Raw genomic sequence first — 12,558 nt, forward strand, 5'->3', positions numbered from 1 at the left:
CAAATCAAAGCGAGCCATCACTGCCTCCAAATCAACGGAAGCAGTGAATCACAATCCATTAAAAACAAAAACTATTTTATGGGTATGTGACCTAGTCCGCCTCCTACCCGAGTGGCAGTTCGAGATCGATGGCGGGATACATCTTGTCCGTCCGTCCGCGAGGTTTACGCCGGCACGAACTGAAGCGTTTATACAGTGGATCACGACACTATTCGCCGGCGGGCTTCCCTGGGAATCAGAGCATCCGAAATGAAGTCCAGATTCCGGCCTGTCGATCGGGCGGACAACCGAGTGATCCCGCAGCTTTTCCGTTTCGGGAAGACCCGGGCTATCCGCCGATGCGCCAGTTCGCCCTTAGCTTCGCAAAGCGGCGATGCTGCGGATCTCGATCTTCAAGTCGGGCGAGGTCAGCGCATCGACGCCAATGATCGACCAAGCCGGGTACGGTTTCACGGTATAGCGCTCCTTCACCGCCATGAAGGCTTCGAGGTTGTGCTGGATATCGACATGATAGCTGACGACTTCGACCAGGTCGGTCATATCCAGGCCCTCGAGCCGCAGAATCTCAGCTGTTCGTTGCAACGCCAGTTCGGTTTGCTCGGCGACGGTGGTGCCGATCTTTCCATCGGGCCGGCGCCCGATTTGGCCGGCGATGAAGAGCAGTCCGCCGGCCCGAACGGCGGGCGAGTAGCCATATTTCTCATAGGATCCAACGCTCGCGGCAAAGGTCGGGTTGTCTGCCGGAATCTCAAGAACTGTTTTCCCTATTGCGTCCATCCTCTTGGTGTCCCTCTCCTGAGCGCGTGCCGGCGCGATCGCTGCGATAGCGGCAGAAGCACCGGTCAGCGCCATCAGAGAGCGTCGATCAAGCGTGTCGGTCATCGGCCATCTCCATAGGTGCGCCTCTAGCATTGCGGATCACCGCATCCAGTCGCGCGAAGGTGGTGTGAAGCCGCGTAAACCGGCAAACACGTCAAAGCCTGAAGGCCGCGCGCCATGGATCAGCTGCTCGAAACGGGTTCGCGTCAGGCATATGAAAGCGATCCGCCACTGGCCATTGTCCCAGCGATAGCGCTCTTCATAGAACCCAGTCCCGTGGAAGCTCCTCGCACCGGAGAAGTTCTTGAGGTCCACTGGATAGGGCCACTCGATCAAATCCATCATCGCCCACACGCCTTCGGCGGCATTCGGGCCGGTCAACCTGATCTCAGGCGTGTGGCAATGATGGGCAGTCATTGCAGCTTCGAGCCGTCGGGCAAGATCAGCGACGAACGTCGATCCGTCGCCGTCAATGATCGTAGAACCCCCGAGTTGCAGGTCTGGAGTGAACCGGTCCTTCAGGCGGTCCCATCGCTTGCTGTCGATGTATCGGCAGTAACGAGACTTCAGGCGCTTGATATCTTCGATATGCACCAGGTCTACTGTCGCCTCTTCGCGCATGACGTTTCTTCGCTAATCAACCAACGCAATAAAGCCGCTGCCAAGCTACCAACAGCACTCCCGCAGATGAAACGACATTTATCCCTCATTTCTGGCCCCTTGAGCGACTCTACTCCCGAGGTGGATCGAAAAAGGTTTCCTGCGGTCGCAGGTGGCTGCGTCGGCGTCGCGTTGCGTGTGGTGGTCGGCCAGTTGCTGACCTAACCGTTCGCGACGTCATTCCAGGTCCTGCGGCCCACAGGTTGATGGCGTAAAGTGAGGGAATAACGTCGTTTCGGTCAGATCGTGGCTCACGATAAAAACGGTCGAGCGCATATCGCGCTGGTGACGTGACCACAGGAACATTGCGCATGGCCGAAGATATCGAGCCCAATCTCAACCGCTCGGCGCCGACTGATCCGTCGCGCCGCGCTCTCATATTAGGGGGCCTTGCCGGGGCCACAGCGTTGCTGGTCGGGTTGCCGCCGCTCGCCGCGAGCGCGACCGAGCCCGCCGACGCCGGCAACCCGTTTCACATCCTCTTCGTCCTCTACGACAAATTCACGCTGCAGGACTTTGCCGGCGCAAACGAGGTGTTCGCCCGTCTGCCGGATGTGAAAGTGTCCATCGCGAGTCCCTCCGGAGGGACGATCATCTCGGATACACGTGTACAGATCGGCGCAAGCCAGAAGCTCGCCGATGTACAGAACTGCGACCTGATATGCGTTCCCGGCGGCACGGACCGTTCGACGATGCTGACGCCAGACGTCCAGCAGGAACTGAGACGCCTCTCCGACGGGGCAAAATACGTCACCTCGATCTGCAACGGTTCGCTGATCCTCGGAGCGGCCGGCCTTTTGAAGGGCCGGCGAAGCGCCTGTCATTGGGCGCAGCGCAATCTCCTTCCGCAGTACGGGGCCATCCCCGACCCCGCCCGCGTCGTCGTCGATGGCCGCTACATGAGCGGCGGCGGCGTAACCGCAGGCATCGACTTCGCCCTGACCGTCGCCGCCATTTTGCGCGGTCCCATCCAGGCGCAGGTGATCCAGTTGCTGATGGAGTACGAGCCCGATCCGCCCTTCCACTCCGGCCGCCCTGAGTCCGCACCACCTGAGGTTCTGACGGCGTTCGAGACTCAATATGCAGCGCTGGCGAAAATTGCTGGCCTCATAAAAGGCTAAGGAGCACACCTCGTGAAGATGCCGCTCTTGTCCATGCGGGCTGCCACCCTGCTCGCTTTGTCGGTTTGCTTCGACAGTGCGAATGCGCAAGACCGCGTCGTACCCGCTCGTCCCCTGCCTACGCCGTCCGATATCAGCAGCGGACTTCAGGCGCTGGTTGCAAAGCCGCCACCGGCTGACTTCAGCCAATGGCCGAATACTTCGCAGGGCTGGGCTGAGCGACAGCGGTCAAGCGAGGCGAGCGGCACCAAAACCGCGATCGCCATGGCCGATCGCCTGCACGTGACGGTGACACCGATGGTGATGGGCGGCGTGCGCGTGTTCGACGTTATGCCTTCGGACCTGGCTCCCGCCAATCGTGATCGACTGCTGCTTCAGGTTCATGCGGGATGCTATGTCCTTGGTGGCGGTGAGGCTTCGACTGTCGAGGCGATCTTGATGGCTGCCTTCGGACACTATCGCGTCATCGCTATCGATTACCGCATGCCACCGGCGGCCTATTTCCCGGCTGCGCTCGACGATGTAGTTGCCGTCTGGCAAGACGCGCTCAAGGCTCACAAGCCGTCGCAAATGGCCATGTTCGGCACTTCGGCCGGAGCTGCGCTGGCCCTTGCAGCGATGTTTCGCGCGCGCGATCAAGGCGTCCCGCTTCCCGGCGCTCTCGGGCTTGGCGCCCCGATGGCGGATCTGACCGGCGTCGGCGACAGCTTCGCCACGAACGCGATGATCGACAATGTTCTGGTCTCCCGCGAAGGGTTTTGCGAGCCGGCCGCTCGCTTCTACGCGAACGGTCACGACGTCGCCGATCCCCTCTTGTCGCCGATCTACGGGAATCTGGCCGGGCTTCCGCCGGCGATCCTGACAAGCGGCACGCGGGATTTGCTGCTGAGCAGCACGGTCCGCCTGCACCGCAAGCTTCGCCAGTCCGGTGTCAACGCGCAGCTTCAGGTCTTCGAAGCCATGTCGCACGCGCAATATCTTCGCGATGACACGATGCCGGAGACGCGTGAGGTATTCGAGGAGATCGCGTCTTTCTTTGATCGTCATCTCTCGAAATGACACGCATGCGCGGCCCGATACGTCCAGCTTTGGAATGACCCAGGCCTGAACTTTCTAGAACAAGCACGCACTCTCGGTTGGAGATCGCCTTACTTCACGATGCCAGATTCTCCTTCAGATTACCTTCCAACTCAATCATGGAGCTACCGCGATGATGATGAACCACCTCTCTCCCTTCCTCGAAGGAATGCACGCGCGCAACCCGGATAATCTTGCCGAGCATCTGGCTGAAGACGTCGTGCTGGAGAGCCCCTTCTTGTCCGATCCGTTCGTTGGCAGGCAAGCGGTAATGCGCGTGCTCCAGGTCCTGCTTGCCGGCGTAGACGAGTTCGAGGCGACGGAGGTCATTGCCGGTGGGACCCGTGCCGCCATCATGTTGAGGATCCGGGCAGGAGATGCGGAGGTCACCGGCGTTGATGATCTGACGGTCAATGCCGATGGCCTGATCGCGAGAATGTCCGTCCAGTGGCGCCCCCTGGAGAAGATCGTCGCGATCCAGCAAAGGCTCGCTCCGCTGATCGGCGTGCCGAAGCTCGGTCTCGTTCAGATTTAGACGTCGCCGACGTGTGACAGGCCTCCGGTCAGCTCGCCTCGGTCCAGGCCACCGCGTCTGCGCCGGCGGGGATCCGCACGGGACTTGAGGGATCGGTCACCGCGCGCCACACCGCTTCGGCCACATCCTGCGGATGGGTGATCGGTCCGGGTTCGCTGAACCCGGCCATGAAGCCCTTGACGAGATCGGCATAGGCCTCATGGTCGAGACCCTGCATGCGCGAGCTTCCATTTTCGGCGAAGCGGGTCTCAGGAGCGCGCCCGGGAATCACGAGATGCACACGAACGCCGAACTGTCCGATTTCCAGCGCCATCGACTCAGTGAAGGCGTTCACCGCCGCCTTGCTCGCCGTGTAGGCCGCGATCAGCGGGAGCGCCCGCAGCGTCACGGCCGACGTCACGTTGATGATGACGCCCGTCCGGCGTTCCCTGAACTGCGGCAGCACCGCCTGCGTCATCGCCATGGTGCCGAAGGTGTTGGTCTCGAAGACCTCGCGTATGGTCGGCATCGGGGTGACCTCGAACGGCGCCGCCGCGCCGAAGCCGGCATTGTTGACGAGGGCGTCGATCGGACCCGCGGCCTTCACGGCCTGATCGATGCTTTGCGGATCGGTGACATCGAGGGCGATCACGCGCAGGTGCTCGGAACGAGGCAGCACGTCCTCGCGCGGCGTGCGCATCGTCGCGACAACCTTCCAGTCGCGCTCGAGGAAGTATTTCGCGGTTTCGAGGCCGAAGCCGGACGAACATCCGGTGATCAATATGGTTTTCATGGGATCTCTCGTGAGGTGATTTAGCAACGCCAGGACGATAGACCACCGATGCCGGACCTTCTATAATTAGAGGTCCAGGAAATGTTAGCGTGAGTCCGGAAATGATCGATCCACTGGCCGAAGTCGTCACACTGCTTCAACCAAACGCCCGGTATTCGAAGCTCGTCACCGGCGCCGGACCGTGGCACATCCGCCGCTCGGACGCCGGGCAGCCCTTCTATTGCGTCGTTCTCGAAGGCGCTTGCCGCCTCGTGGTCGACGGGCGCGAGCCGATCGAACTCTGGTCGGGGGATTTCATCCTGGTGCCTCAGGCTTACGGCGTCGCGATGTCCAGCATCGCACCCTTGCCGGCCGACGCGCCCGAAAGCGTGCCGGTCGCGGTGGCAGCCGGCGAATTCCGGATCGGTGATCAGGACGGCCCGGCCGATCTGAGAATGCTCGTCGGCCACTGCAGCTTTGGCTCCCCCGATACGACCCTGCTGGTGTCGCTGCTTCCCCAGATCGTGCATGTCCGCGGCCAGCCCCGGCTTGCCACCCTCGTCCAGCTCGTACGAGACGAGTTCCGCGGCCGACGACCAGCGCGCGACGTCATCCTCACCCACTTGCTGGAAGTTCTTCTGATAGAAGCGCTTCGCTCGACGGCTACAACCCCCGCATCGCCCGGCCTCGTGCGGGGCCTGGCCGACGAACGCCTTGCCGTGACGCTACGCCGAATGCACGAAAGCCCGACCGAGGCATGGACGGTCGCGCAGCTGGCGAAGGAAGCTGCACTCTCTCGCTCAGCCTTCTTCGAGCGTTTCAGTCGCGCCGTCGGTGTCGCCCCGATGGCCTATTTGCTGAACTGGCGCATGGCGCTCGCCAAGAACCTGCTCCAGCGGAGCGAGGCTGGCATCGCCGAAATCGCGGAACGTGTCGGCTACGGTTCAGCGAGCGCGTTCAGCGTCGCCTTCACGCGCCATGTCGGGCTTCCGCCAGCGCGCTATGCGAGGCAGCAACCCGTTCCGGCGTCCTGACGGGCGCGGGCGGCCAAAACGCTAAGCACCCCGCTCTGGGGGGGTGTTGTCGCCGCATGAGCCGCGCCCGGCCTCAAGCGTTCGGCTCGACGCAAGCGCCTGCGAGGATGAGCTCGACGCCGGCGAGGAATTGCTGGCGATCGTCATGCTCGCCCAGCTGCGCCGCCACCCGCCGAAGAAATGGACGCGATTGGGAATCATCCTCAATCCAGCGCGCAGCTGTGGCCTCCAGCCATGCCTTTCGATCCGTTCCGCCCCGAAGCGTCCGGGCGTTGGCCGCGTTCTGGCCGGCCACACCGAGGATGTAGTTCGTCAGCGCTGAAGCGCAGTCGAATTGTGCATCCACCGGAACACCTAGCGGCTGGAGCCATCCGCCGATGCGTTCGAAGATCTCTCCAACCGCGGAATGCCATGGTTCGCGAGAAAGGTGAGCGCCGGCCCAGGGGTGAGCGTCAATCGCATCGAATACCGCGAGCGCGATTGCGCGGATCGCGGCCCTTGGCTCCTCTTGCCTGCCCACTTTCGCCAGGGCGCGGGCGAGAACATCTCCCGCCCCGGCGGCAAGGAGGTCGTTCCTGTCGGCGATATGCCAGTAGATCGCCCCGCTGCCTGTCGCCAGCTGTGTCGCCAGCGCCCGAAAGGTCAGTGCGGCCTCCCCGCGCGTATCGAGAATCTCGATCGCCGCCTCAACAATTCGCGCCTTTGAAAGGGCGTCCGCGCGCCGCGCGCTCTGGTGGGCTCGTTTAGACATGCGCCCACCATGACATATCTGGAACATCGTTCCAATCTTTGCTATATGGAACATTGTTCCAATCATCCTGAGGCCCTGCCATGACCACTTCCGTTACCATTGTTGGTGCAGGCCTGGGTGGCCTCACCCTCGCCCGCGTGCTCCACGTCCACGGCATCCCTGCCACGATCTATGAAGCAGAGCCCTCCGCACACGCCCGCATGCAAGGCGGACAGCTTGACGTTCACGAGCATGACGGTCAGCGCGCGCTCGCTGCCTGCGGCCTGATGGACGCGTTCCGAGCCATCGTTCACGACGGTGGCGACGCGACGCGCGCGCTCGACCGGGACGGCAATGTGCTAGTTGACCAGCCCGGAGACGGCAAGCGTCCCGAGGTGCTCCGGGGCGACCTGCGGCGGATCCTCATTGACTCCTTGCCGGCCGGGACGATCCGGTGGGGGCGGAAGCTCAACGAAGCCAGGTCGCTTGGCGCTGGTCGTCACGAGCTGACGTTCACCGATGGCTCAGCTGTAGAAACTGAATTGCTCGTCGGAGCTGATGGCGCCTGGTCGAAGGTGCGCCCGCTATTGTCAGACGCGAAGCCCGCCTATGTCGGCGTGTCCTACGTCGAGACCTACCTGCATGACGCTGATCGGCGGTTCCCCACAACGGCGGCGGCGGTCGGAGCTGGCGGAATGTTCGCGCTCGAACCGGGCAAGGGGATCACCGCGCACCGGGAGCCGGCAGGCGCGCTCCACACCTACGTTCAACTGATGCGACCTGCGTCCTGGTTTGCAGACATCGACTTCAACGACGCCGCAACCGCTAAGACCCGGATCGCAGCCGAATTCGACGGATGGACATCGGCTCTCACCACATTGATCACCGGCAGCGACACGGCGCCGGTCCTACGAACGATCAACGCGCTGCCGGTTGGTCATCGCTGGGATCGTACGCCAGGCGTGACGCTGCTCGGCGACGCGGCGCATCTGTCGCCGCCGGCCGGCGACGGCGCGAACCTGGCGATGCTCGACGGGGCCGAGCTCGGCGAGGCTATAGCCGCTCGGCCTGGAGACATCGAGAATGCGCTGACCGTCTATGAGACGGCGATGTTCTCGCGCAACGAGATCGCTGCTGCGGGCGCGCACCAGGTCCTAGACCTTTGCCTGGGTGAGCGCGCGCCCTTCGGCCTCATCGACTTTCTCTGCAACGCGCCGTGACCGCAGTGCTCCATAGAAGTGAAGCTGGCATCGCCGCCGTGAGCTTATCGCGACGGCGAGCAGCCCCCTCAGTTCGGTGATGAGCACCTCTGGCAACTAACGTCCGCCAGCGCCTCGAATACAGCCGGCGTGCGTTCCAGCCGGGCGATCGTTCGCGCGCCTTCGAGGGCGGCTACCAACGCGGCTGCGGTGGAGGATGCGCGCGCGGGAGCGAAGCCGCACCCTCTGAAATGCTCCGCAATGATCTCGGTCGAATCCACAAATCCACGCGCTACCCGTTTGGTCAGATCAGCGTCGAGCGCCGGAAGCTCATTCGCCAGATTCTGCATCAGGCATCCGTACTGGAAATCGGAGGCGACCATTTCGGCCGCGAATGTGCCGAAGAGCTCACGAACAAAATTCAGGGCATCGCCCGTCGTATTCGCCGAGATATTCCGCAAAACCGCAATTCTAGCCGCAACGTACTGATCGATCGCTTCTTCTGCGAGCTGCGCCTTTCCGCGTGGAAAGTGAAAGTAGAACGATCCCTTGGGCGCACCGCTTTCTTCGATGATCTGGGTCAATCCAGTCGCAGTGTAGCCCTGGATGCGAAACAGTCGTTGGGCGGTGGCAATCGCGTTAGCGCGGGCGTCGGTCTTGCGTGGCATGCAACAAAGATAACACGGCTCGCTTGACGCCGCTATGGCGACCACCATACTATGGTGATCGCCATAGAAAGAGGCCGAGCCCATGAGTCATCCCGTCAGTTTCAAGCCATCGATGTCCCGACGCGCCGTCCTGGCGATGGGCGCGGCCAGCCTGGCTGCGGCATCACTTCGACCGGCTCGCGCAAATCCCACAGGAGAAATAGATTTGACGTCAGCAACGTATGGAGAGGGCACGCTTCCCAAGGGCGTCCGCTCGCGCATGATCCATGGGGTCAACGGCCTCGATGTTCATATTCTCGAGGACGGTTACGAAAGCCCCGGCCGTCCGCTCGCGCTGCTTCTGCACGGCTTTCCGGATCTGGCTTACGGTTGGCGACATCTGATCCCGATCCTGGCTGACGCCGGATACCATGTCGTGGCGCCCGACCAACGGGGTTTTGGCCGCACCACCGGTTGGGTGGACGGCTATGACGCGCCACTAGCACCCTTCGGCCTCTTGAATATGACGCGCGATGCCCTCGGACTGGTTTCGGCGTTGGGATATCGGCGTACGGCAATGCTTGTCGGCCATGACCTTGGCTCGCCTGTCGCCGCCTATTGCGCGCTCGCCCGGCCTGACGTCTTTCCCTCGGTGGTGCTGATGAGCGCACCGTTCCCCGGTCCGCCCGCCTTTCCGTTCAACACAGCGGACAGCGAAGCACCGCCGGCTCAACCGAACGCTGAAAGTCAAAAACTGGCGGCCGCGCTGGCTGCGCTCGATCCGCCCAGAGAGTATTACCAACAATACTTGAGCACGCGGCGGGCGAACGACGATATGTGGCATCCGCCTCAAGGCCTGCACACGTTTCTTCGTGCATTTTTCCACGTCAAGAGCGGCGACTGGCCGGGAAACAAACCGCATCCGTTGAAGGGGCGAACCGCCGCAGACCTTGCCCAGATGCCCACTTATTACGTGATGGATCTCGGCAAGACGATGCCAGAGACCGTCGCTCCATTCCAACCTTCCACTGGCGAGGTCGCGGCTTGCAAATGGCTCACAGAGCCGGAGCTTGCAGTGTACACGCAGGAGTTTGGCCGCACGGGGTTTCAAGGCGCCTTGCAGGCGTATCGCGTCTTTCCCGATCCTGACCTGAACGCCGAATTGCGCCTATATTCGGGACGGACGATCGATGCCCCGTCGCTGTTCATCGGCGGGACGAGCGATTGGGGCACTTATTCGGCGCCGGGCGCGCTGGATATCATGAGGACGAAGGCGGCGGCGAGGATGGCTGGCGTCGAGCTGATCGACGGCGCTGGTCACTGGATTCAGCAGGAACAGCCGGCTCGGCTCGGCGCGCTCCTGCTCAACTTCGCCAAGGATGTGGGCGGACCACACCAGTGATTTTGGACTTGGCGGCTATAAGCTTTAATCAGGCGATCATTTTTGGCCTGCCGATCACAACCCGCCACCTCGCGTCGCGTCCTTTCATGGCCTTCCAGTCTTTGAGGGTGCAGCGACGTGCTCTCGTCAACCGAAGTGCGTGCTTGTACAGAAGCCGTCATCGTGTGGCGGTTAATTCCAGAGGCGCGAAGACGCGCCAAGGCCCGAATCTGAGTGGCGCACCTTTATGACGTGAGTACAGTCGCGAACAGGACGCGCCTGAACTGCTCAATCGGTCGCGGCGAACGATCGACCTTCATGCGCATCATCGCGCCCTGCCAGGAGGCAAGGATGAAGACAGCCATGTCAGCGGCATCAAGATCGCTGCGGATCTCGCCTGCCTTCTGCCCCGCTCGAACGGCTTCTGCGAAAGATGATGTGAGCTCACTGCAGACTTCGATCAGATGCGCGCGAAGCAACTCGCTCTGCTCCGCAACCTCCAAGCTCATGTTGCCGACCAGGCAGCCATATCGCCAGCCGGCTGCCTCGAGCCACTCGGAGATCGCGTCGAAGTAAGCGTGCAGCCGCTCGACGGCCGGCTTGCTCTCGTCGCGGAGCGTCGCGTCCATGATCGCCCGGGTCCGCTCCTGATAGCGGTCGAGGACCGTCACTGCGAAGGCTTCTTTCGACCGGAAATGGTTGGTGAAGCAACCTTGAGGGACGCCGGCATCGGCGGTGATCTCGCGGACGCCGGCGCCGGAGTAACCCCGCTCGTGCAGCGTCTGAACGCCGGATTCGATGATTTTCTCGCGAAGTGAAGGTCTGGCCATTGCGTATAAATACAGTTGGACGTATTGATATGCAAGAGGCATTGCTGTGACGAGTTCCGAGCACCCGCGCCGGTACCCAGCATGCGACTCAGCCCGAAAAAAGGAGAAAGAGAAAAATGTCGACGATCGAATGCACTCCTGCGGCGCTGCAGGCCGCTGGCGAACGGCTTGGCGATGCTGGCCCGGTCTACATGGTCAACCTTGTCCGCTACCGCGGCGAGGCGGCTTATGAAGCGGGAAGTACCTTCCCCTCCTGCTCGGGTCGCGAGGCCTATTTCCAACGTTACGCTCCCGCCTTCAACACGGTCGCGCAAGGCGAGGACTATGGGCTTTTCTGGGTGGGCAATATCCATGGCGTGCTGGTGGGAACTGACGGCGAAGCGTGGGATGACATCGTCATCGTTCGTTATGCGAGCTTTGCCGTGCTGCGCCGCATCCTGGAAAGCCCGGCCTATGCCGAGCAAGCTGAGCCTCACCGCATCGCGGCGCTGGCGGACTGGAAGTTCATCGTGACGACGCAACCGGAGATGCCGCGATGATCTTGCGGCCCGTCATGGTGCCCTCGCACCAACAAGGGATCCGGTCGTGATCGGCGCCGGCGTTTCACACCGCAGCATCGAGACCGATCGCCATCGGACGGTCTTGCTCGAGGCCGGCCCGACGGAGGGACCGTTGATGATCTTCCTGCACGGCTGGCCTGAGCTGGGGCTCGTGTGGCGACGGCAGATCGAATATTTCTCAGGGCAGGGCTGGCGATGCGTTGCACCGGACATGCGCGGATATGGTGGATCTTCGAGGCCCGATTACACGGCCGCCTACACCGTTCGCGAACTCGTCGCCGACATGATCGAGTTGCACGATGCGCTCGGCGGCGCTCCGGCGGTTTGGGTCGGGCATGACTGGGGAAGCGCCGTCGCCTGGTCCATGGCCTCGCATCACGCGTCACGATGCCGTGGTGTGGTCAATCTCTGCGTACCATACTTCGCGCGCGGGTTCGCTTTGCCCAATCTCGTGCCGCTGGTCGATCGCGACGTGTACCCCGCCGAACGTTACCCGGTCGGCCAATGGGATTACTGGCTGTTCTACCGCGCGCAGTTCCTTCGAGCGTCACGTGAATTCGAAGCGGACGTCGCAGCGACTCTGGCGCTCCTCTATCGGGCGGCGCCACCACGCCAGCCGGGACAGCCGGCCTTCACCGCTGCTGTCTGCGCGCGGAATGGCTGGTTCGGTCCGGCGGGTCGCGCGCCTGCTACGCCGCTCGACGACGTCTTGCTGGACCGAGAGGATTTCCATGCGATCGTGGAAGCCTTCACCGCGACCGGGTTTTCAGGTGCTGACGCGTGGTACATGAACGACGCCACCAATATCGCTTATGCAGCAGAGGCGCCGAACTTCGGTCGCCTGACGCTTCCAGCGCTCTTCATCCACGCGACCAACGATACCGTCTGCGATACGACGCAGAGCCGGCTGGCCAAGCCTATGCGCGAGGACTGCGAGCGGCTGTCCGAAGTGGCGATAGAAGGCGGGCACGAAATCATGCTCGAAGCTCCCACCGCAGTGAACGAAGCAATTGCAGGCTGGCTTCAGTCCGCCGTATTCGCCTAACCGAACAATCGAAGCGAGAACCTGGAAAGTATTGGTTGGGAGTTGACGCGGACATCCCGGAAATAGTAGCGCTAAGACGTTGGTGCGCGGATCGTTAATCGCGGTGGGTTAGGTGCGGTGGCCAGCTCAATAACCGGTCTCCGCCACGATGCCTTTCAAGCACAACGCC

Annotated in this window: 14 protein-coding genes; 8 read left to right on the forward strand and 6 right to left on the reverse strand. The window is 62.3% G+C overall.

Annotated features, from left to right (window positions below; all coding sequences use genetic code 11):
* Positions 1–354 precede the first annotated feature (354 nt).
* Together FHT28_RS35415 and FHT28_RS35420 are read right to left on the reverse strand one after the other, a co-directional pair.
* Positions 355–852, reverse strand: coding sequence for a Rid family hydrolase (locus tag FHT28_RS35415; protein ID WP_210255988.1), 498 nt, complete (start codon positions 850–852; stop codon positions 355–357).
* A 66-nt stretch (positions 853–918) separates the two neighbouring features.
* Positions 919–1,440 carry a nuclear transport factor 2 family protein gene (locus FHT28_RS35420; protein ID WP_168598866.1) on the reverse strand — a complete coding sequence of 174 codons (522 nt, stop codon included), beginning with the start codon at positions 1,438–1,440 and terminating at the stop codon, positions 919–921.
* 350 nt (positions 1,441–1,790) lie between these two features.
* On the opposite strand from FHT28_RS35420, the gene FHT28_RS35425 reads away from it, so the two are divergent.
* The 3 genes from FHT28_RS35425 to FHT28_RS35435 all read left to right on the forward strand — a co-directional run bounded on the left by FHT28_RS35425 (position 1,791) and on the right by FHT28_RS35435 (position 4,212).
* A complete protein-coding gene (locus tag FHT28_RS35425; RefSeq protein WP_168598867.1) occupies positions 1,791–2,600 on the forward strand; it encodes a DJ-1/PfpI family protein in 810 nt (269 codons plus the stop codon).
* 18 nt (positions 2,601–2,618) lie between these two features.
* Entirely contained in the window at positions 2,619–3,659 is a 1,041-nt protein-coding gene (locus FHT28_RS35430; RefSeq protein WP_168598875.1) for an alpha/beta hydrolase, read from the forward strand.
* 151 nt (positions 3,660–3,810) lie between these two features.
* Positions 3,811–4,212, forward strand: coding sequence for a nuclear transport factor 2 family protein (locus FHT28_RS35435; protein WP_168598868.1), 402 nt, complete (start codon positions 3,811–3,813; stop codon positions 4,210–4,212).
* Between the two features lie 28 nt (positions 4,213–4,240).
* Here the strand turns inward: FHT28_RS35435 and FHT28_RS35440 are convergent, their stop codons facing one another.
* Complete coding sequence (locus FHT28_RS35440) at positions 4,241–4,984, reverse strand: SDR family oxidoreductase (RefSeq protein WP_168598869.1); 744 nt, start codon at positions 4,982–4,984, stop codon at positions 4,241–4,243.
* 101 nt (positions 4,985–5,085) lie between these two features.
* Between FHT28_RS35440 and FHT28_RS35445 the strand changes: the two genes are divergently transcribed.
* Positions 5,086–5,997 carry an AraC family transcriptional regulator gene (locus tag FHT28_RS35445; RefSeq protein WP_168598876.1) on the forward strand — a complete coding sequence of 304 codons (912 nt, stop codon included), beginning with the start codon at positions 5,086–5,088 and terminating at the stop codon, positions 5,995–5,997.
* 73 nt (positions 5,998–6,070) lie between these two features.
* On the opposite strand, the gene FHT28_RS35450 is transcribed toward FHT28_RS35445, so the two are convergent.
* The gene (locus FHT28_RS35450; protein WP_168598870.1) at positions 6,071–6,748 is read right to left on the reverse strand and encodes a TetR family transcriptional regulator; all 678 of its coding nucleotides are present in this window, start codon (positions 6,746–6,748) and stop codon (positions 6,071–6,073) included.
* Between the two features lie 80 nt (positions 6,749–6,828).
* Between FHT28_RS35450 and FHT28_RS35455 the strand changes: the two genes are divergently transcribed.
* Positions 6,829–7,947, forward strand: a complete 1,119-nt coding sequence (locus FHT28_RS35455; protein ID WP_168598871.1) for an NAD(P)/FAD-dependent oxidoreductase — start codon at positions 6,829–6,831, stop codon at positions 7,945–7,947.
* 68 nt (positions 7,948–8,015) lie between these two features.
* Here the strand turns inward: FHT28_RS35455 and FHT28_RS35460 are convergent, their stop codons facing one another.
* A complete protein-coding gene (locus tag FHT28_RS35460) occupies positions 8,016–8,594 on the reverse strand; it encodes a TetR/AcrR family transcriptional regulator (protein WP_210255990.1) in 579 nt (192 codons plus the stop codon).
* Positions 8,595–8,853: 259 nt separating this feature from the next.
* Here FHT28_RS35460 and FHT28_RS35465 point away from each other — a divergent pair, with 259 nt between their 5' ends.
* Entirely contained in the window at positions 8,854–9,975 is a 1,122-nt protein-coding gene (locus tag FHT28_RS35465) for an alpha/beta hydrolase (protein WP_168598878.1), read from the forward strand.
* Between the two features lie 224 nt (positions 9,976–10,199).
* Here the strand turns inward: FHT28_RS35465 and FHT28_RS35470 are convergent, their stop codons facing one another.
* Positions 10,200–10,784, reverse strand: a complete 585-nt coding sequence (locus tag FHT28_RS35470) for a TetR/AcrR family transcriptional regulator (RefSeq protein ID WP_168598872.1) — start codon at positions 10,782–10,784, stop codon at positions 10,200–10,202.
* Positions 10,785–10,900: 116 nt separating this feature from the next.
* On the opposite strand from FHT28_RS35470, the gene FHT28_RS35475 reads away from it, so the two are divergent.
* Together FHT28_RS35475 and FHT28_RS35480 are read left to right on the forward strand one after the other, a co-directional pair.
* A complete protein-coding gene (locus FHT28_RS35475) occupies positions 10,901–11,323 on the forward strand; it encodes a hypothetical protein (RefSeq protein ID WP_168598873.1) in 423 nt (140 codons plus the stop codon).
* 46 nt (positions 11,324–11,369) lie between these two features.
* Positions 11,370–12,389, forward strand: coding sequence for an alpha/beta hydrolase (locus tag FHT28_RS35480; protein ID WP_210255989.1), 1,020 nt, complete (start codon positions 11,370–11,372; stop codon positions 12,387–12,389).
* The last annotated feature ends 169 nt before the right edge of the window (positions 12,390–12,558 follow it).

It is taken from the genome of Rhizobium sp. SG570, assembly GCF_012275345.1.
In the GTDB taxonomy this organism is placed as follows: domain Bacteria; phylum Pseudomonadota; class Alphaproteobacteria; order Rhizobiales; family Rhizobiaceae; genus Rhizobium; species Rhizobium lusitanum.